General features: G+C 38.2%; 14 protein-coding genes and 1 pseudogene. 5 read left to right on the forward strand and 10 right to left on the reverse strand.

The genetic code is table 11. The features are described from left to right. Positions 1-60: 60 nt before the first annotated feature. The 5 genes and pseudogenes from B091_RS0105715 to B091_RS0105735 all read left to right on the forward strand — a co-directional run bounded on the left by B091_RS0105715 (position 61) and on the right by B091_RS0105735 (position 7,443). Positions 61-4,392, forward strand: coding sequence for a translocation/assembly module TamB domain-containing protein (locus tag B091_RS0105715; protein WP_018109052.1), 4,332 nt, complete (start codon positions 61-63; stop codon positions 4,390-4,392). Positions 4,393-4,568: 176 nt separating this feature from the next. Continuing rightward, positions 4,569-5,421 (forward strand): annotated as a pseudogene (locus B091_RS11820) (ABC transporter ATP-binding protein). Continuing rightward, positions 5,414-6,229 (forward strand): hypothetical protein, encoded by an 816-nt coding sequence (locus B091_RS0105725; RefSeq protein ID WP_018109055.1) that lies wholly within the window; start codon positions 5,414-5,416, stop codon positions 6,227-6,229. The pseudogene B091_RS11820 and the gene B091_RS0105725 overlap by 8 nt, the downstream one beginning before the upstream one ends. Positions 6,230-6,232: 3 nt before the next feature. After that, the gene (locus B091_RS0105730) at positions 6,233-6,607 is read left to right on the forward strand and encodes a GntR family transcriptional regulator (protein ID WP_018109056.1); all 375 of its coding nucleotides are present in this window, start codon (positions 6,233-6,235) and stop codon (positions 6,605-6,607) included. Between the two features lie 5 nt (positions 6,608-6,612). Further along, the gene (locus B091_RS0105735; protein ID WP_025069555.1) at positions 6,613-7,443 is read left to right on the forward strand and encodes a hypothetical protein; all 831 of its coding nucleotides are present in this window, start codon (positions 6,613-6,615) and stop codon (positions 7,441-7,443) included. Between the two features lie 181 nt (positions 7,444-7,624). Here the strand turns inward: B091_RS0105735 and B091_RS0105740 are convergent, their stop codons facing one another. From B091_RS0105740 to B091_RS0105785, 10 genes are read right to left on the reverse strand one after another with little or no spacing between them, the layout of a single operon-like run. Beyond that, the gene (locus B091_RS0105740; protein ID WP_018109058.1) at positions 7,625-9,427 is read right to left on the reverse strand and encodes a serine hydrolase; all 1,803 of its coding nucleotides are present in this window, start codon (positions 9,425-9,427) and stop codon (positions 7,625-7,627) included. A gap of 12 nt (positions 9,428-9,439) precedes the next feature. Further along, positions 9,440-10,252 (reverse strand): N-acetylmuramic acid 6-phosphate etherase, encoded by an 813-nt coding sequence (gene murQ, locus B091_RS0105745; RefSeq protein ID WP_018109059.1) that lies wholly within the window; start codon positions 10,250-10,252, stop codon positions 9,440-9,442. 1 nt (position 10,253) lies between these two features. After that, positions 10,254-11,087 (reverse strand): hypothetical protein, encoded by an 834-nt coding sequence (locus tag B091_RS0105750; protein WP_018109060.1) that lies wholly within the window; start codon positions 11,085-11,087, stop codon positions 10,254-10,256. Between the two features lie 4 nt (positions 11,088-11,091). Continuing rightward, the gene (locus B091_RS0105755; RefSeq protein WP_018109061.1) at positions 11,092-12,255 is read right to left on the reverse strand and encodes an acyltransferase family protein; all 1,164 of its coding nucleotides are present in this window, start codon (positions 12,253-12,255) and stop codon (positions 11,092-11,094) included. Between the two features lie 29 nt (positions 12,256-12,284). Further along, on the reverse strand, positions 12,285-13,469 hold the full coding sequence (locus tag B091_RS0105760) for an exo-beta-N-acetylmuramidase NamZ family protein (RefSeq protein ID WP_238319455.1): 1,185 nt from the start codon (positions 13,467-13,469) through the stop codon (positions 12,285-12,287). 54 nt (positions 13,470-13,523) lie between these two features. Then, the gene (locus tag B091_RS0105765) at positions 13,524-14,822 is read right to left on the reverse strand and encodes an MFS transporter (RefSeq protein WP_155888272.1); all 1,299 of its coding nucleotides are present in this window, start codon (positions 14,820-14,822) and stop codon (positions 13,524-13,526) included. 21 nt (positions 14,823-14,843) lie between these two features. After that, the gene (locus tag B091_RS0105770; RefSeq protein WP_018109064.1) at positions 14,844-16,160 is read right to left on the reverse strand and encodes a SpoIID/LytB domain-containing protein; all 1,317 of its coding nucleotides are present in this window, start codon (positions 16,158-16,160) and stop codon (positions 14,844-14,846) included. A gap of 4 nt (positions 16,161-16,164) precedes the next feature. Continuing rightward, on the reverse strand, positions 16,165-17,088 hold the full coding sequence (locus B091_RS0105775) for a DUF4922 domain-containing protein (RefSeq protein ID WP_025069556.1): 924 nt from the start codon (positions 17,086-17,088) through the stop codon (positions 16,165-16,167). Between the two features lie 3 nt (positions 17,089-17,091). Beyond that, positions 17,092-18,555, reverse strand: coding sequence for a glycosyltransferase family 2 protein (locus B091_RS0105780; RefSeq protein ID WP_025069557.1), 1,464 nt, complete (start codon positions 18,553-18,555; stop codon positions 17,092-17,094). 20 nt (positions 18,556-18,575) lie between these two features. After that, positions 18,576-20,423 carry an outer membrane protein assembly factor BamB family protein gene (locus B091_RS0105785; RefSeq protein ID WP_018109067.1) on the reverse strand — a complete coding sequence of 616 codons (1,848 nt, stop codon included), beginning with the start codon at positions 20,421-20,423 and terminating at the stop codon, positions 18,576-18,578. Positions 20,424-20,428: the final 5 nt, after the last annotated feature.

Genomic DNA, 20,428 nt, shown 5'->3' on the forward strand with positions numbered 1-20,428 from the left:
GCCAGCGAATTGAGGTCAAAGCTCCAGACGGAACTCTCTATCGGCAAAATTAACATGGGTATGCTCAATCGGATAATCATTGAAGATCTGAATATTCAAGACCAAGATCAGCAAGATTTATTAAAAGTAGCACGGCTTTCAGCTCGATTTGATATTTGGGAACTCCTCAAAGGGAAGATTTCGATAAATAGTGTTCAACTCTTTGGTTTCGATCTCAAGCTCAACAAACAATCCGCTGACGATAGACTCAACATGCAGTTTATTATTGATGCTTTTTCGAAGCCGCAGTCAGATGAGCCAACTCGTATAAACCTGAGGGTAAATTCACTTTTGGTCAGAAGAGGAAAACTCTCTTACGATGTACTTGATGCGCCAACGACCCAGGGAAAATTCAATACTTCACATCTTCAATTTAATAACATCATTGCTAATATTTCTCTTAAAGCTCTACAAAACGACTCTATAAATGCTTCAATCAAACGCTTAAGCGTAACCGAATCGTCTGGTATAGAGCTTAAAAAACTCTCTTTGAAAGTTGTAGGAAATCGCGAGCAGATGCAACTTCAAAACTTCGAGGTAAATTTACCTCAATCCAAGCTTGAAATCGACACGATGAATTTGAGATATGCAGGAGTTACTTCATTTGATGAATTTGCAGACCAAGTCGAGTTTTCTCTACAAACTCTTCCTTCTCACATCTCACTTGGCGACTTGAGTGCATTTGTTCCTGGCTTTAAAAACTTCAAGGAGCGAGTTGATTTTGGACTTGCACTCAAAGGTACTATCAATCAACTCAGCTTTACAAACATCAACGTGAATGCTGACGAACACCTTTATATACAAGGTAATGCTAATATTGATGGCTTATCAAACCCCAAGGAGGCCTATCTATTTACCAAGCTATCGCGGCTTTCAATAGATCAAGAAGGTATGGCTTTTTTAATACGTAATTTTAGTAGTGAATTTACAGGAGTGCCTCCTATCCTTGAACGTTTAGAAACAATAGCATTTAATGGTGAGCTCTCTGGTTATTTCAACGATTTTGTAACCTACGGGATATTACGCTCCAAAGCGGGTACTGTACGAACAGATATTAAATTTTCTTCTGACCAAGATAAGGGCCTAAACTATAGTGGACGACTGCGAGCAGAAAAATTCGATCTCGATGTACTAACTGGCAATCCCGACTTTGGCGATATTGATTTCAACTTCGATGTCGTAGGACAAAGAAATCAAAATCAGAACTTCCCTAATGTTAAGTTGCTAGGCAAGATTAGTAATTTCGATTTTAGGGGATACAACTACGATGAGATGACCATTGATGGCCTCTACAAAAATGGAGGATTTGATGGGCAGTTCTTATTGGATGACGAAAATGCCTTAGTATCGCTCTTAGGAAGTTTCAACTTTACCAAGACCATACCCGAATTCAACTTTAAAGCCTCCGTCGATCGTTTCAGACCTTATCCTCTACATATTAGCAAGAGAGACGAAGATGCAATATTCTCTGTCGATGTAGTTGCCGACTTTACGGGTAACTCTATCGACCTACTCAATGGAGAGATTAATATCAACAACTTATTATACAACACAAGTGATTTAAGTTACAGCTTAGACAACTTTAAAATCAAAGCTGAACATACCGATCAAGAGAACAATTTAATTATTGATTCCAATTTCTTGAAGGCTAAAATCAACGGACAATATTCTTATCAAACACTTTGGGGTAGTATTTACAATATCAGTAAGACATACCTACCCTCACTTACCTCGTCACTCAAAGAACCTAAAAAGAGTAAGAACAACTTTAACTTTGAAGTAGAGTTAATAGACACTAAGATCCTCACGCACTTTCTTAATATACCATTCCAAACCTATACCAGTTCTCAGTTGAGTGGCTATTTTAATGACGAGCACCAGAAAGTACATATCAAAGGCTATTTTCCTAAGTTACGATACGGTAACACCTTCTACGAATCGGCTATGCTTTTGTTTGAGAATCCCGGTGACGAATTAATAGCCCAAATACGTTTTACGCAACAAAAGAAACATGGAGCAGTAAACGTAGCACTTTTGGCTGAAGCCAAAAATGATAAGATAGATGTATCATTAAACTGGGGAAATGATGGAGTTAACACCTATAGTGGAAAGTTTAATGCCCTAACCCATTTCGAGGTATTAAAAAACGAAAAAAGAAAACGTTATCTACAAACAGACATAGAGATTAAACCAAGCAATATTATACTCAACGATACTACTTGGAGAGTCCACCCATCAAGCGTTCATATAGGCGACCAACTTGTTGAGGTCAATAATTTCTTGTTCAGTAATGATCTTCAGTTTGCACAAATCAACGGTAAGATTTCAGCTTCACCCCAAGACACATTAGCTTTAGAGTTGAACGATATTGATCTGGGCTATATATTCGACTTGACTGGGATTTCTAGTGATGTGGATTTTAAAGGAAAAGCCACAGGATACGCCACAGCAAGCCAGCTTTTCAGTGAGCCTCAAATGCAAGCTAACCTTCATGTTAACGACTTTACATTTAATAATGGACCACTTGGAGATATGGGGATATATAGTTTTTGGGACAACAAACAGAAAGGTATATTTCTGGATGCTGATATGAACGAGAATGACCTAGGACTTACCAATGTCACAGGTTTTATCTACCCTATAGCACCCAAGGGTGGACTAGATCTTAAGATTACAGGCAAAGGAACAAATGTTAAGTTCCTCGAAGAGTATATGAAGGGAATTGCCACGGATGTGAATGGTAGAGCTTATGGTAGCGTCAGACTACACGGCCCTTTCAAAGCACTAAACCTCGAAGGAAGCCTTTTAACTGATGCCTCTCTGCGAATTGGTATATTAAACACCTCTTTTGCTATCAACGATACACTAAGATTTACTAAAAATGGTATGAGTTTTAAAGATATTCAGCTTACAGACCCTGAGAGTCAATCGGGAAAGCTAAATGGCGAACTTTATTATCAACACTTCAAGAAACTAAGCTATCATTTTGATATCAATGCCTATAATCTTCTTGTGATGAATACCCAAGAGAGTGCAGACATGCCATTCTTTGGTAAGATTCATGCCAGTGGAAATACCACAATATCAGGCAATCAAGCAGGGTTAAATGTCAATGCAGCTGTTCGAACAGATAAGAACACTCAGTTTACTTTTATAACCAATGCCACAGCATCGGCTGCAAGTAATCAGTTTATTCATTTCAACGATGTAACTCCCCATCGTCACTACCAAGACACAATCTTTATGGGTCTAGAAGAACATATGTTGAGCCAAAACGAAAAGGATGCCATCGATTCGAATATTGATATTCGCCTGAACCTTCAAATAGATGCAACACCCAATGCTAATATTAAAATCATCATTGACCCTGTAGCTGGTGATTATATGAGCGCAAATGGAAATGGTAATATTCGATTAGACTATTATAATAAGGGAGATGTCAGGTTATTCGGTAATTATGAAATTACTAAAGGACTCTATAAATTTAGCTTACAAGAGGTTATTCGTAAAGACTTTACGATAAAACAAGGCAGTAATATTACCTTTAACGGAAATCCACGAGAAGCTGTACTCGATATACGCACTCAATACACGGTTAACTCTGTTTCTCTAAATGACCTAATACCTCAAGAGAGCCTAATCACAAGTCAACCACATATCAAGGTAAACTGCCTGATGAACCTATCGGGCCAACTCACAAACTCCAATATTACGTTCAACTTGGATTTACCAAGCGAAAGCGATGAGGTGCGTACACTTGTAAAAAACTACATAAGCACTGAAGAGCAGATGAATATGCAGGTACTTTACCTCCTAGGTATAGGTAAGTTTTATACCACCGATAATGGTAATCAAAGCTCGGATATGATGTCATCTGTTCTCTCCTCAACATTGTCTGGGCAGCTCAACAACCTATTATCTCAAATGATAAATAACAATAATTGGAGCATTGGTACTAATGTCAGTACAGGTAACAAGGGTTGGACTGATGTAGAGGTAGAAGGTATGCTTTCGGCACAACTACTGAATAACCGATTATTGATAAACGGCAACTTGGGCTACCGAGAAAACCCGTTAACCAATAGTAATTTTATTGGAGACTTCGAAGCAGAACTATTACTCAACTCCACTGGCAATATTCGTCTTAGAGCCTACAGTAAGACAAACGATCGTTACCTATCACGCATAAACCTAACCACACAAGGAATAGGCATAATGTTTCGTCGTGATTTCATTTACTGGAAAGAGTTACTCTTTTGGAATAATATAAAACTACGTCGTAAAGCCCGACTAGAGGCTCAAAAAAGAGCAAGAACATTCTCGGAAGAAACTACAGAACAAGAGGGTAATTAATCTTCTACCAACTTTAAAGTAAGTTTAAGGCTAACCAACCGACAGTTCGCAGCAATATACCCCACCAAGTATTTACAACTAATATTTTAAATAATCAAAGTATTAGTTGGTGGACTGGAAACTTAATATCATCTTCACGGTGTAATAGTAAACTATAACACTAAAGCCAAAATAACATGATAGAAATCGAAAACATTACCTTCGGGTATAAAAAGAAGAAACCAATCTTCTCAAACTTCTCCTTGGAACTAGAGCAAGGAAAAGTTTATGGACTTCTTGGTCAAAATGGAACTGGTAAATCAACCCTACTATATTCCCTTTCGGGCTTACTCTTCCCCCAGAAAGGTGAGGTCAAGTATTCGGGACAAGCTGTTTCTAAACGACTACCTTCTGTATTGCAGGATGTGTTTATTGTACCTGAGGAGTTTGAACTTCCCGACATCTCAATAGAGAAATATGTAAGAATCAACAGTCCTTTCTATCCCAAATTTGACAAAAAGATGATGTATGAATACCTCAAGTGCTTTGATATGCCAACCGATATCCACTTAGGAGCATTATCTATGGGACAAAAGAAAAAGGTATTTATGAGCTTTGCCCTAGCAACCAATACCTCTTTACTATTGATGGATGAGCCTACCAACGGGCTAGACATTCCAAGCAAAAGCCAGTTCCGTAAGTTTATGGCGTTGGGTATGACAGAGGAAAAAACGATTATCATCTCTACGCACCAAGTGCAAGATGTAGATAAAATGCTAGAGCATATTTTAATTATCAATCAAAACGAGATAATGCTTAATCAGCCTGTATCAGAGATAACCGACAAATTAAGCTTCAGGCGATCTGAGGACTAATGCAGCGGATAGTATATTTTCACTTCCAACAGTTAGTGGCAATAGCATATTGAAACTTAATACCACCGGAGAAGAAACACCACTAAACTTAGAACTGCTCTACAATGCCATCTTACATAACGGCAAGGCTTTCAAGACATTGTTCAACCCTAAAGTACCTAAAAACCATGAATAACACTTTTGATATCAAACGCTTTGGACTACTACTCAAAAAGGATTTTTTTGAGAACTGGAGAAAATACATGCTACAAGCCTTGACTCTATTTAGCATCATCTTAGTCTGCTTCATCTTTCAGTCATTAAATAAATACAGCCATTCAAATGGAGACTATTTGATATCTTATGGCTATGATATGATTAATGGGCAATTAGTAATCATCTGTTTCATAATATTTACAGGAGCGTATGCTGTTTTCTTATCACAGATGATGGATTCTATACGCAACAAACAAAAACGAATTCATTACTTGACCTTTCCGTGTTCGAGTCTCGAAAAATACCTGTCTAAGCTGATAATTCATGTCGTGGGATTTATTCTTGTTTTTTTAGCATCAGTATATTTAGCTGATCTAATACGCATAATAATCTATAGCTTACCTGAGAGTAATTTTGAAGTAAGATCCATTAGATTATTGGGAGAGTTATTTGATGAAAAAGATAACAAGCCAATGGCATTACTCAGTGCGATATATTTATTTGTACTCTCTCTATATGCACTAGGAAGCACATTTTGGCAAAAAAGCGGCTTTGTGAAGACTACTGTGGCTCTAGGTGCCATAGCCGTTACAGGTGTTTTGATAATTTTCGGGGTAGCAGCAACACTGTTCACACCAGAATCACAAATTGATCTACCAAAATTAAGCCAAGGAACACAAGACATATTATATTACATAGCAACCGCAATCACTTTTGTATGTACAGTATTCATTTATGTACTCGCATACTACAGGTTCAAAGAAGCTGAGTTAATAGAAAGATGGTAAACTATGGATTTTAAAGAAAACAAAGCAATATATCTTCAAATAGCCGAACGGTTAAGTCATGAGATTTTACTTGATAAATATCCAGAGGAAGAACGCATTCCCTCAGTAAGAGAGTACGCAGCAGAGATGGAAGTCAACGTAAACACAATGATGAGATCGTATGATTACCTTCAGCAACGAGATATCATTTTCAACAAACGTGGAATAGGTTATTTTGTATCACCTGGCGCTAAGGAGAAGATATATAATACACAGAAAGAAGCATTCATTGATGAACATCTAACAGACTTCTTTCACCAAATATATCTTTTAGAGATCCCCATTGAGAAGATTGTGGCTCAATACAAAGAGTATGTAAAACAACAAAACAAAGAATAATCACTATGAGATTAACTACTAAAATATTCATCGGATTCCTGGCAAGTGTCTTATCCTTGATACTCATTTTTATGTTTTATCTTAAGACAAGAGAGATTACCTCATTACATCTTGATACGCTCAGAAAAGAACATGAGTTTGAGAAAGTAACAGAAGCAATTTCGATTCCTGCTCCCTACAGCGTTGTATCCCTTAATAGAGGAGAAGCTGAGTTAAGTCTTGAAGGAGCAATCTTAAATCATAAAGAAAATCCAGATAAAGTTCTATTAAATAAGGATCTTGTGCAATACACCCGCATGGATGTACGCAATGACACACTATTCATAAATATAGATGACAGTCAGATCCTCGACATGTTAGAGCTGAAAGGTAAAGAAAATTCTAAGTCAATATTATACGGCTACCCCAACGCTCACGGAGCAAAGATTTATCTTCCTGAGCAAAATAACATGCATATTGTCAATGAACTAGATTTTGATGTCTATTTAGATAGCCTCAATATCAACACACTAGAGCTCATGGTCTCAGGAAGTAATAATATAACAATCAACAATAGCCAGCTAAAGACCTTCACCTTTGATGATCAACCCTATACAGATATAACATTCATGTTTGTGAATTCGCATATAGGAACATGGAATATTGATGCTTATAGAGTAAATGAAAGTTATTCTGATTTCAGTTCATCTCTAGTTGAAGTACTAAATGTTCGTGGAGATGAAGCCTGCGAGTTACCCTACATCAGGTACAATACATTAAACTGGTTCCCATCAAGCAAAAAGGCTAGCCTTAGCTTGAAGCTTCAGGAAGCTACATCAATAGAAATGAAAAAATAAAGGAGAGGTAAAAAAGCTGAGCGCATGGTACAAAGACCTACTGTATAATGATTATATGCGTAGTTTAACTGATAGTTTATCGGTTAACTACGCATATATTTATAATAGTTGTTGTTAGGAACTATAATGGTATCTTAACCATAGAAGTTTGAACTGAGGACATACCAACAGAAGTAGATACCTACCTCAACTTGTCAGTCAATAGGGATGTCCACATAACATAACCATCTTCTTTAAGATGCAAGCCATCGTTCGTCCAATCGGGCCTTAGCTGATCCGATCCTTCTTCTAGAAAATGGGGATATGTATTAATGAATACGACGTTCTCTTTTGCTGCCAATTTTTCCAACTCTTGGTTTACTTTTACAATCGTTTGGGACTCCCCTTTGAGCAAACTATAAAAGCTCTTTCGCTCGTTGATGGGTAGTACACTCTGCAAATAGAGTTTGGTTTTAGGTGATTCTGCTTTAAAGCGTTGAAGGATTTTATTTATATTCTCAACCAAGGTATAATGATTTAGACCTTGAGAGATATCATTTATACCAATAGCCAAGATTAACTCTTTAGGACTTCCTGCAATTATATCATCTAGTCGCCCAAGAACACCTTCAGTATTATCTCCTACAATTCCACGATTGACCACATGCTTCCGGCCCAATCGCTTAGCCCAATCGCCCCCATTCTCAACTTGGCTATCCCCAAGTATTACGATATCATTGGAACTGATTGGAGATTCTTTTTTAAACTGATCCATTCGCATCGCATAGTGCATTAAGTAATTTTGATTGGTTGCTGTTCCATCTGACGAGGCAACAACATTCACAATTCGCATAAATAGACTGCCCATGTCTATTGGCTCTTTACTATGTAGCTTATTGGTGAGAATAATAATTGCCAACTCTGCCTGAGGGTCAATAACGATCGATGTCCCTGTAAAACCAGTATGTCCAAAACTATTGTCATGTAATAAGTCGCCCTGATTCCATGAATAAGCTGTATCGAAATCCCAACCAGGAGTGCGACCTATTTGCTCTAACCCGAGTGGCAAACTAGACATCACACGGATGCTCGCAGGGCTGAGTATCTGTTGCCCACTTGCCTGACCTTCATTCAGAAATAGAGAAGCTAGAGTAGCTACTTCAGTTGCAGTAGAAAACAGCCCTGCATTCCCTGAAACTCCACAATTCATCACACGGGCTAGTGGATCATGAACCTCGCCCTGTAACCACTGAGTTTCTGTTATATTTTCTGTAGATGCACAGCGCCTTAACAGATTACCGCTAGGTACAAACTGAGTGGAAGTTAACTTCAGTGGCTTGTAGATATTCTTATCAGCAAAAGTATCTAAACTTTCGCCTGCAATCTTCTCTATTATATATTGAAGCGTGATGTAGTTTAAACAGCTATAAACCATCTCTTCACTAGGCTCAGAGATAACAGACTGTTGATTAATATACTCTTTAAGACGATTAGGGTAATCTAAATCAACACGGTCATTAATCAAGCTAGAAACAGGAGCATAAGGAGGTAAACCCGAAGTATGCATCAATAGATCAATTACTCTAATAGGTTTCTTGTGTATATCTTCTGAAGAATTCTCGAACTCAGGAATAAAAAAACTTACAGGATCTTGAAGTGAAAGCTCCCCTCGTTCTAGTAGAACAAAAACGCTAATTGCAGTAGCTAAAGGTTTAGTTAAAGAAGCCAAGTCAAATACCGTGTGAACATCCATAGCAGTAACGACAGGATATAACTGCTGATTGCCAAATGCCTTTAGATAGGCTATTTTATCTTTCTTGACTACAGCAACTACCCCTCCAGGAAGCCCCTTATCAAGAATGGCCTCATTCATTAAACGGTCTATATTCTTTAGTTTCAAAGTATTAAACCCTAAAGCTTCTGGGATAAAAACTGGTAACGATTGTGCTCCCAGCTTTACTCCCAAAAACAAACAGAGTAATACAATTAGTCCTGTTCTATTCATAATAAAATTATATTAGCGTTGATAACTTGAGACTGCTTTTTTTACGGAGCCAAACTTCAGAAGCAATTCCTGAGCCTCATCATAAGGCAAGCCCAATTCCTCAATAATCATTCGAGTACCACGGTCAACTAGTTTTTTGTTACTCAACTGCATATTAACCATTTTGTTACCTTTTACACGTCCCATCTTAATCATCACAGAAGTTGTGATCATATTAAGGATCATTTTCTGAGCAGTCCCCGACTTCATCCGCGAACTGCCTGTAACGTATTCTGGTCCAACAATAACTTCAATAGGGATATCAGCATAAGCTGACATCGGCGAATTGGGATTACTACAAATGCTAGCAGTCAGAATACCATGCTTCTGTGCTTCTCGTAAGGCTCCAATTACATAAGGGGTAGTTCCTGAAGCTGCAATTCCAATTACAGTATCATTCTGATTCACATGATGATCCTGAAGTTCTCTCCAACCCACAAGATCATCATCTTCAGCATTCTCTACGGGGTTACGTAAGGCAATATCACCACCAGCAATCAAGCCAATTACGTAAGAAGGTGGCATGCCAAATGTTGGAGGAATCTCGGAAGCATCTAGTACACCCAAACGCCCACTGGTACCTGCACCCATATAGAATATACGACCATCCTCTTTCATTCGGGGAACGATCTGAGTTACGAGTTTTTCAATTTGAGGGATACACTCCTGAACGGCTAGAGCGATTTTCTGATCCTCGGTATTAATATCTACTAGCAATTCATGTACTGACTTCTTTTCGAGATCATCGTATAAAGATGACTGTTCGGATATCTTTATAAAACTCATTTTATTTCATGTGATAGTTAATTAAACCTTCCATAGGGCTTTTATCAATAGTGCCTATAGTCACTCCCATCTCTTTGGCTGCTTGCTCAAGAATCTCTCTGAAATAATAAGCTATTGAGCCTACAAAATGGACTTTCTCGTTTTGATACTTATACTGCATTACATTTCTTTGGAAGAAATCCTTGAAAGTATTAAGTACTAGATTCTTAATGGAGGGTTCCTCAATATGCTTTAGAATAAATGGGGATAAGCTCGCTAAAAAGCGATTAGGGAAAGGTTTCCGATAAACTCTATCAATAATATCTCCTTGTTCTAACTTATATTCTGACAGAAATGTTTCCTTCAAACCCTCCTTTAACTGATTCTTTAATAAGCTACCAATAAAAAGCTTACCGATAACTGCACCACTACCTTCATCACCTAAGATGAAACCTAGTGGAGAAACATTCTCTAAAATTTCACTACCATTATAGAAGCAAGAGTTAGAACCTGTACCTAAAATACAAGCGATACCTGATTTATTGCCACAAAGAGCATGAGCAGCTGCCAACATATCGGTACTTACTTCAATAACAGGTGAAGTAAAGAAAGATTCAAGCGCCTTTTTTACAATATCCTGCTTGCCAAAAATACAACCTGCTCCATAAAAGTAAATTCCATCAAAACTTTTACTCTTCAACTTATCAAGGAGGTTTACTTTTATTTCCGTTTCGATTTCTTCTTGACTTTGAAAAAAAGGATTCATCCCCTTTGTTGAATATCTTGATACAGACTTATCGTCATTAATCAGAGTCCAGTCGGTCACAGTAGAACCGCTATCTGCTATAAGAATCATATTATTATATTTTAATGTAAATTTTTCGTTTAAATAGTTGGAAGCCCACTACCCAGTTCAAGCCCACAAACAGTAGGGCATAAACCAAAGACCCCAAGTATGCCCCTAAAATAGGCTTTATAGCAACCCCATAGATGTATCCATTTATGCTTATAGTACCACCTGCATAGGGAAATAATATACTCCCAAAACAAATAGAAAGAAAAGCTCCAAAGACATAGATAAATAGTGGGTTTACACCAAATGAAACAAAGAACGTTGCCCATCGTTTATGGTCTTTAACATCGATAATCCATACGAGCAATGCCAATAGGGTGGAAGCTAATCCACAAGTAACCATCACAAATGTTGGCGACCAAATTTTCTTGTTTATTGGTAAGCCATATGATAATAGAAAACCTGCAAATGTTAGTATAGCTCCCCAAATAAACAGGATTTCAATCTTATCTTGAATCGTTTTGGCAGCTACAAATAACTTACCAATATAAAACCCAAGCATGACATGTGCTATTGCAGGGATAGTACTTAATAAACCTTCAGGATCTATTCCATTATCTTTATACATGTGGTTTGCACCGAGCACTGCACGATCTACTATCGAAAGTATGTTCGTTTCATTGTAAGCGTAGCCATTACCTGTTAGCAAAATAATAGTATAAGCTACCAAAAGCCCAATAATTATATAGGGAATATAACGATGCTTGACCAGTAAAGCAACGATTGCTGTAGCTCCATAAGTCAAGGCTAATCGAGGCATAACACCAAGTATTCTCAAATGATCAAAGACTAGGATTGAGTTGATTAGTCGCTGTCCAAAGCCGAAATCTTCTCCAGCCAAACTATTCCAAGTACGAAGTGACAAGCCAAACCAAGCTATAGCCAATCCGATAGCAAAAATAATCAGTGTACGTTTCAATATCTTTAGTCCTGCATCTTTAGAGAATGTAAAATTATATTTACGCAATGACATATAGGTTGAAATCCCCATAATAAACATAAAAAAGGGAAACACTAAATCTGTCGGAGTCAAGCCATTCCACTGGGCATGCCCTAATGGTGTATAAATAGCTCCCCAACTACCTGGATTATTAACCAAAATCATCCCTGCAATGGTGATTCCTCTAAGTACATCAAGAGCAAGTAGGCGTTTATTTGATATTTTATCCATAATTTAAATTCATTACTTGTTATAAGACTCTATCTATATAAATAGTATTTCTTAGAGGCTTTTTTGAAGTCCGAGGCATCTTTATCCCAAAAAGGTTTTACATCTGCCCAGGAATTGTTTTCAGAGAACAACTCTCTAACCTTTGAGCTACCACTTACTTTGTCAAACATATTGAAGCGGTCTTTATTGCAGTGATCAAAAACAGCTCTATCAGGATAGAGACGAGCTACCTCCTGCATGATATAGAATTGAATTTCACTCAACTGAGCCTTCTTGTAATCCATAATATGGACTTGAACTCCTTGAATAAGCTCTCCCTTATCTACCGAATAGAAAGGTTTGAGATACATGGGTCTAAACTTAAGTCCAGGTAAATTCAAGCTATTCATACTGTCAGCAAACTCTTCGGCCTTGATCCATGGGGCAGCAAACATCTCAAAGGGAATAGTATAGCCTACTCCTATTGACATATAGCCCAACTCTCCTAAAATACCTGACACCGGATAAAATACGGCTGATCCTGTATGTGGTATATGTGGTGACGAAGGTACCCATTGAAGCTTAGTGTCTTCGTAAGTCATCTTACGTTTCCATTTTTTCATTTTAACAACTTTCAGGTCACAAGCTTTACCCTCCATAAATTGATCATTAATCATAAGAGCCAGCTCCCCACAAGTAAGTCCGTAGAGATAGGGTATTTTAAATTGGCTAACGAATGAGATAAAACCATCTTCAACCAAATTACCTTCTACACGGTGTCCACCCAATGGGTTAGGGCGATCAAGCACAATAAATTCTTTGCCGTTTTCGGCTGCTGCTTCCATAGCAACTCCCATCGTACTGATATAAGTAAATGAACGACAACCGATGTCTTGAATATCATAAACTAACACATCAATATCTTTTAGCATTTCGGGAGTCGGTTTACGAGTAGCTCCATAAAGAGAATAAACCGGTAAACCAGTCGAAGCATCTTTGGAGTTATCAACCTTATCACCTGCATGAATGTCGCCACGCACCCCGTGCTCAGGTCCATAAAGTGCTACTAAGTTGACATTGGGTGCCTCAAACAAAATATCAACAGTCGAGACCATATTATTATCCACACCCGTAGGGTTTGTAATCAAACCTACACGTTTACCTTCAAGGATTTTGAAGTTATCCGATTTAAGCATTTCTAATCCTGTTTTTATGGTCTGTGCTGATAACGGCATAACCAAAGCCACCAAAACAAAGGCTGCAAATATTTTAAGTTTTTTCATCTTCTCTTATTTTTTACGTCCAAATTCTGGATCGATTTGTTTCTTAACTAATATAGAAGCTAGAATACCTGGGATAGTACAAACACACACCCAAATAAAAAAGTTAGTATATCCTAAAGTCTCTTGAATCCACCCTGCTATCATTCCTGGAAGCATCATACCCAAGGCCATAAACCCTGTAGCAATAGCATAATGAGCAGTCTTGTGCTCACCAGCAGCAATATAGATCAGGTAAAGCATATAGGCTGTAAACCCAAAACCATATCCTATCTGCTCAATGGCAACAGCTGTACTGATTAACCAAATATTATCTGGAGTTGCCCAAGCGAGCCAAACATAAAGTAAGTCGGGTACATTAATGGCTATAGCCATAGGGATAATCCAAGCCTTAAAACCGTTTCTAGAGATTAGAAAACCACCGATAATCCCGCCAACCAATAAGGCTACAACACCAATAGTTCCATATATCATACCTACCGAAGAGGTAGTCAGCCCTAAACCTCCCTTATCTCCTGCATCTAATAAGAAAGGAGATGCGATCTTAACGAGTTGTGACTCACCCAATCGATACGTTAGAATAAAGAAAAACATCAAACCCAAGTTCTTCTTTTTAAAGAATGAGACAAAGGTCAATGCAAAGTCTTTAAAAATACGATCCGCACTTAGGTTTGGTCGCTTTACATCTGCTGCAGCATGAGGTAAAATCCAGTTATGGTAAAGTGCTAAAGCCACAAAAATACCTGCTAGTAAGTAAAAAGTTATACTCCAAGCCACAGGAATATTCCCTTTTATAGAGGGGAAAATCAGCCCACTCTCAAGTGCTCCAGCAAACATAACTAAGACACCTTGTCCAAAGACCGTAGCCAAACGATAAGCCGTGTTACGAATACCCACAAACAGAGACTGATCTCCCGTACTTAACCCCAACATGTAGAAACCATCGGCAGCAATATCATGTGTAGCCGAACTAAAAGCTAAAAGCCAAAAGAAAGCCAGTGACATTTGCACAAAATAGGTCGTTGGAATAAAAAATGCTACCCCTGCAAAACCTGCGGCTATCAACCCTTGCATGGCTACAACCCAAGCACGCTTTGTCTTAACTAAGTCGACAAACGGACTCCAAAGTGGTTTTATAACCCAAGGCAAATATAACCAAGAGGTATAAAGGGCTATTTCAGTATTGGATAATCCAAGTCGCTTATACATTATAACAGCAATGGTCATCACTGCAACATAGGGTAAACCTTGGGCAAAGTATAAGGTTGGTACCCATGCCCAAGGGGATCTTGTTTTTTGTGTATTCATAGTATCTGTTTTCATATCTGTTTAGTAATGTTTGTCAATCTGAGCACTTACATAGTAGTGAAGCAAAATTTCGTCATACGAATAACCCTTCTCTCCCATCACAGCAGCACCAATTTGACATAACCCTACTCCATGTCCCCAACCCGCTCCTTTTAAGACGAATTCTTGGGGTATTTGATTGCTTAAATTCTTCCTCTCAACTACAAAAGCAGAGCTATATAGGTGAGAGTTCGAAAGCACCCTGCGTATCTCTAGTTCTTTTCCAAGCACAAGTGTTTTTTGGGATCCTACAATACGCAGCTTATATAACCTACTCGAAACCCCTCTGGCAACTGGTTCAAGGTCGATAATATCACCAAACTCCATTCCAAGGTTTTTTTCGATCAAAGCTCTTATTTCGTCTTGTGAGTAAGAAATCTCCCATCGATAAAAGTCTGTGGTCTCTTGATCATAATTATTAAGTACCTGACGCAGTATTACTTTGTCCTTGGTGTTACAGAAAGCATCGGGTGAGCCAAGAATCCACTTCTGAGCTTGATCTTCATCTTTAAGGTTGGGACTATTTTCGTTGTCAGTCCAATCTCTCTTCTTGACAAGATAAGGATGAGATGATTTTTCCCAACAGGTTGAAAACTCCTCAAGCATGCCACCACAGCATTTGGAGTAGCGTGCATCACAAATTCTGTTGTTATAAGTAAGTACTTCACGCTCTGTAGCTAAAACAGCTTGGCGCACCAAAGCATTTGTAGCACGAGTAATCCCTTGATAACGTTGGCAATGGTCATCAGCGCAAACATCAAAAAGGAGGTGATCTTCACGATCATACCAAATGATTCGCTCCTCAGGGGTTAGTGTGGGAGACTCAAAGGGCTCTGCTTTAGAATCTACAGCGTCTTTGTTCTTCTGAATCTGTGCCAATAACCAACTCCTCGAAATTACGGCGTGTGCCTTTAATAATTCTAAAGAAGCATTTGCACTCATTTCTGACGAAATCACAGATATCAAATACTCTTCAACAGGAAGAATATTAATTGCTGCAATCTCATTATTGTCTATTGAAAAAAGTAATGAACCTCTAAAAGTCTGATTTTCTTTGCGTTCCCAATGGAAATTAACGCCTATGGTTACATCTTTTAATTCGAAGGAACCCTTATCAGTATCTATCGGTATAAAAATAAGCTCATCATATAGGATATTATTCCAAACAATTTGTCCATTCTGAATTTGTACCGACTGCAAGCCGGCAACCTCTTGCCCTTTAACTAAGTAATGAGAATTTAAAGTAAATTCTATCACTTGACTCGACATGATGCCTACGCTAACTTGTGGTGTTTTCATAATATCATTGTTTTAGTGGTGATAAAAGTTCTAATATCTCTGATTTTGACATAGATACCTCACTTAGTATATCTTGAATAACCCTAGAGTCTATACGTTTGAAGTCCGATTCGATCGGGGTAATAAAAACACCTCCCAAGTCAACCGAAGCTGGACTAATAGTCATCTTCTCTTCTCCTTCGGCAAAATAGCAGCTTGGCCTATGCTTGCTTCGAAGCAACACAACCAATACCCACTCTAGTCCATCATACCAAGCCAGCAGATTCATCATAGGTTCTACTTCGCCCGCGTGAATGGGCAAAAGTTTGTATAACAATTCAAATGAATTTGTTAAGTCGGGAATATTCTTTGAGGTAAATACCAAGGCATTTCGAGGAGCATCATCCAAAAGATGAAGTGATGCATCCTTATACTTGAATATCAATTGGCCTGTATGCGATTTAACATCAGTCTCAATCCCCATAAAGCCTTTGTTACCAGCTTGAAAATGCATATGATCGGGTGCAGACGCTCCACATTTGGGTCCATTATAGAAGATTACATAATCATCCAATTCTCTAGCTAAATCTAGCATGTCGGCAATTCTATTGGATATTTTCTGATCGACATGATTAATATCAGGAATAGTAAGATGCCGAGGAAATATAGGAAAAGGGTTAATCAATATCTCATACTGCTTATATCGAACTCCTTTTTGCTCTTTTGGCCTATTCTGGGCACAAAGAAAACATTTACGCTCTTGGATAGATTTCGTATCTACCTTAGCTGCAGAAGAAACAATACGTGCAGGATTGAATTGAGCTCGATACTCAACATGACCAACCGTTATATCTTTGGATTGTACTTTGCCTAGAGCAGCAAAGTTTTGACTGACCAATGGCCATTCAATAAGCTGCTCTTGGATTAGTTTTTCAACTTGTTCTTTCATCATTTATTTTTTATTTAACTGAAGACGAGCTTCGAGCTCCCAAGTGCGGATTCGATCTTTGTAGGTGTTGTGTGCATTCATTTTTACGATATCCAGAGAAGCATCAGAGTTGTCTTCCCAACGACGACATAAATAAACCACATCATAAACACGTCCTATTTGATAGTTACGAGAGAAATTAAGCCCCAATGCATAATCTTCACCATAACTAGTATTTGGAACTTTAACCTCACGAAGAACTGGTGTGTAAAATGCTCTTGGAGCACCAAGACCATTGATACGCAAAGCATTATTTCGACCATTATCAGGAGTCCACTCTTTATGATCAATAATACCCGGAGCAATCATGTTCATGTTAAAGTCGGTCATCATATAAGTACCTACAACCATAGCACAGTTTTGTGCATAAAACGCATCAACCATAGTTTGCAATGTGTTTGCATCACTGTAAACGTCATCGCTATCTAGTTGAACTGAGAATTTGCCACATTTGGGATGATGAACACCTACATTCCAGCAGCCACCAATACCAAGGTCGTGACGCTTTGGTTTGACATGAATGAGCCGCTCGTCTGATGCAAATGACTCAATGGCTTCAGATGTTCCATCGGTAGAGTGATTATCGACAATAATAAGATTAAACTTAAAGTTCGTCTTTTGTTTTAGAACCGATGCGATTGCATCTTTTACGGTCTTAATACGATTACGAACAGGTATAATTACAGATGCCTCAAACTCAAAATGATTTGCATCAAACTTAATCTTATCAAACTTAGGCTCAAGGTATCCTCCGATTTCTTTAAGATGCTCAGTACAGGCTTTTTCCATTTCTATCTGAACTGCTCTATTTTTAGGATCTACATAGTCGAATATTTTCTCTCCACTCTTGCGTGTGTCATTTTCGACCTCAGAGTATAAAAACTCATTGATATGCTCCAATTTATATTTCTGACTAAGTTTTAGTCTTAAATCATAAAGACCTGCTGCATCGTAGGTTTCTTTCATTCTACTTACCGAATCTTTGAAAGCTGAGCCCTTAAAAAGTAAAACCGAACCAAAGTTAAAGTCGTCACGAAGACTTCCTTTTTGATAGTCAATAACGGGTGCGGCTTTTCTATCTTCACCAATTACTTGGTAATGGTCGGCATAAATCATTCCGGCACAAGTATCTGAAGCTATACTAACCATACGCTCAAGGGCAAAGTACCCTAACTCCAATGTAGAGTATTTGGTATACAACAAAATATAGTCTGCATCAGCATGTTTTGCAATTTGTCGCATCGTCTCCGATGAGTTCAACGCAGGTACTTTTAACACTTGGCAGCCCATAACTGAAGCAGCCGCAGAGTCTTGTGTACTTAAAAGAAAAATATTTATATTACTATCCGAGTCCTTTAAATTCTCAATTGTGGTTTTTGCTTGAGCCTGATCAATAAAAGGGATAAAGCAATTCATTTTAGTTTTCATACTGTTATTTGTTATTAGGGTTATTTTTTCCATTTTAGTAAGCCTACTTCACCACCAGTAGCAGTAAAAAAGACCTCTTTATCATTAATTGGTACAAGTGTACTTATAAGTGAGTTTCCTATTTTGTGTTTCCAAAGAACCTCTCCTGTTCTACCATCAAGGGCAAACATTAAACCATTCTTTGTGCTGCCATACATTACCCCATCTTTTTCTGCTTGCATTGATGGAGCATGTTCATAGCCAAAACCAACATCAGATGACCATATCTTTTCAGGAGTATCAGATAAGGCTGAGTAACATACAATGCTATCGTTCATAGTTTTACTAAAAACTCGAGTTTGATCTTCAGACAAGCCAACGGTTTCACGAACCATTGATTCAGCAGTCCGCCACAAAGTTTTACCGTTTGTAATATCAATAGCGGTCATTGCTCTCTTGGGATCAGTAATAAATACTTTTCCATGAGCAGCTACAGGCCAAACTGCTGCTGGCGAAAAGTGCATTCCGCGAATCCCACCAGTCCATAACCACTCTGGAGTACCATCTTTTTCATTTAAGGCATAAAGCGTATTGTCCCAAGCCCCAAAAATCACTTTTCCATCGGCAACTAGAGGTTTGGTTTCGACATATCCTTTCACCTTATCGTAATTCCAAATCAGGTTTCCTGTTTTTATATCTATTGCTCTAAAGCATCCGTCACTAGCACCAATAAAAGCTACACCATTGTGGATAGTCACAGCTCCCAATACAGGAGCATTTGCTTTAACCTTCCATAATATCTCTCCTTTTTTAGTACCTAGACCATAGATGAAACTATCTGCAGAACCAAAAACAATGACATCGTTGGCTGCGTCTGGCGTTCCAAGGATGCGGTGACCAACCTGAGTTTTCCACTGTAACTTACCATTTTTCGCATTATAACTTGTTAGATAACCAAGATCATCGGCCACAAATAGGCTCTGTTTGTAAAGTACAGGCGAACTATAAATACCTACTCCTGTACGATTTAACCAAATAGGTTTTACCTCAGGATATGCTGAGTTTACCCCAAAGTCGGGTTTCCTACTCGCATCAGGCTCTATCGCATAAGACTTAACCATGGATAGCTGAGCCCAAGGACGAGGCTCTAGACTTACTCTCTTTTCAGCTACATAAATGGAGTCGTTAGCAATTTCTATCAAACTATAACCTGGATAACCCTCTTTGTCTTTTTGTGTAGAGCGATTAATAACTCCAGGTATACCGTCATAATCAAATAACAAATTACGGTGATAATGTCCACCTAAAAATGATTTGATATTGTAGCTACGGACCACATCGGTTACTTCGTACCAATTATCGACATCTCCAGGTAGCAGAGGATAATGAGTAACCAAAAACACGGGCTGATTTTTAGCAGCCTTTGATAACTCGTCATTTAGCCAAGTGATATCTTGAGGGGCAACATGCCCATCGGCCATACGAATAAGTGGACCGGTATTGAATCCTAAAAAAAGAACTCCTTTGTGCTGAAACTTAAACCTTTCGTAACCAAATATCTTACCAAAATCGATCATCCCAGACTCTGTCCACTTGGTTTCGTGATTACCAGGAATCACATAATAAGGTTTATTTAGCTGATCTAAGAGCTCTTTTGCAGCCGTTAAAGACACAAAGTCACCCTCTTCTGAAATATCTCCTGTAACCAATACAAATTCAATTGCTTCATTAGCATTAACCTCCTTGATTACCTCAATTAGAGCCTGAGCAGGCGCCTTGTTGTTTTTTGAAATATGAGTATCAGTAAGTAGTGCGAATGTCATATCCTGTGCTGATATAAAATTCAAACTACCAAAGAGCATAAACAGCAATAATGTTAACTTTCTCATAATAT

Source organism: Bacteroides propionicifaciens DSM 19291 = JCM 14649, from assembly GCF_000375405.1.
GTDB classification, from domain to species: Bacteria; Bacteroidota; Bacteroidia; order Bacteroidales; family Bacteroidaceae; genus Bacteroides_E; species Bacteroides_E propionicifaciens.

Bases quoted from the DNA above. Each gene is read 5' to 3' on its own strand.
- B091_RS0105755 (WP_018109061.1), bottom strand. From the start codon at position 12,255: ATGGATAAAATATCAAATAAACGCCTACTTGCTCTTGATGTACTTAGA.
- B091_RS0105715 (WP_018109052.1), top strand. From the start codon at position 61: ATGCTCAATCGGATAATCATTGAAGATCTGAATATTCAAGACCAAGAT.
- B091_RS0105770 (WP_018109064.1), bottom strand. From the start codon at position 16,160: ATGAAAACACCACAAGTTAGCGTAGGCATCATGTCGAGTCAAGTGATA.
- B091_RS0105775 (WP_025069556.1), bottom strand. From the start codon at position 17,088: ATGAAAGAACAAGTTGAAAAACTAATCCAAGAGCAGCTTATTGAATGG.
- B091_RS0105730 (WP_018109056.1), top strand. From the start codon at position 6,233: ATGGATTTTAAAGAAAACAAAGCAATATATCTTCAAATAGCCGAACGG.
- murQ (WP_018109059.1), bottom strand. From the start codon at position 10,252: ATGAGTTTTATAAAGATATCCGAACAGTCATCTTTATACGATGATCTC.
- B091_RS0105760 (WP_238319455.1), bottom strand. From the start codon at position 13,469: ATGCCGTTATCAGCACAGACCATAAAAACAGGATTAGAAATGCTTAAA.
- B091_RS0105780 (WP_025069557.1), bottom strand. From the start codon at position 18,555: ATGAAAACTAAAATGAATTGCTTTATCCCTTTTATTGATCAGGCTCAA.
- B091_RS0105725 (WP_018109055.1), top strand. From the start codon at position 5,414: ATGAATAACACTTTTGATATCAAACGCTTTGGACTACTACTCAAAAAG.
- B091_RS0105785 (WP_018109067.1), bottom strand. From the start codon at position 20,423: ATGAGAAAGTTAACATTATTGCTGTTTATGCTCTTTGGTAGTTTGAAT.
- B091_RS0105765 (WP_155888272.1), bottom strand. From the start codon at position 14,822: ATGAATACACAAAAAACAAGATCCCCTTGGGCATGGGTACCAACCTTA.
- B091_RS0105740 (WP_018109058.1), bottom strand. From the start codon at position 9,427: ATGAATAGAACAGGACTAATTGTATTACTCTGTTTGTTTTTGGGAGTA.
- B091_RS0105750 (WP_018109060.1), bottom strand. From the start codon at position 11,087: ATGATTCTTATAGCAGATAGCGGTTCTACTGTGACCGACTGGACTCTG.
- B091_RS0105735 (WP_025069555.1), top strand. From the start codon at position 6,613: ATGAGATTAACTACTAAAATATTCATCGGATTCCTGGCAAGTGTCTTA.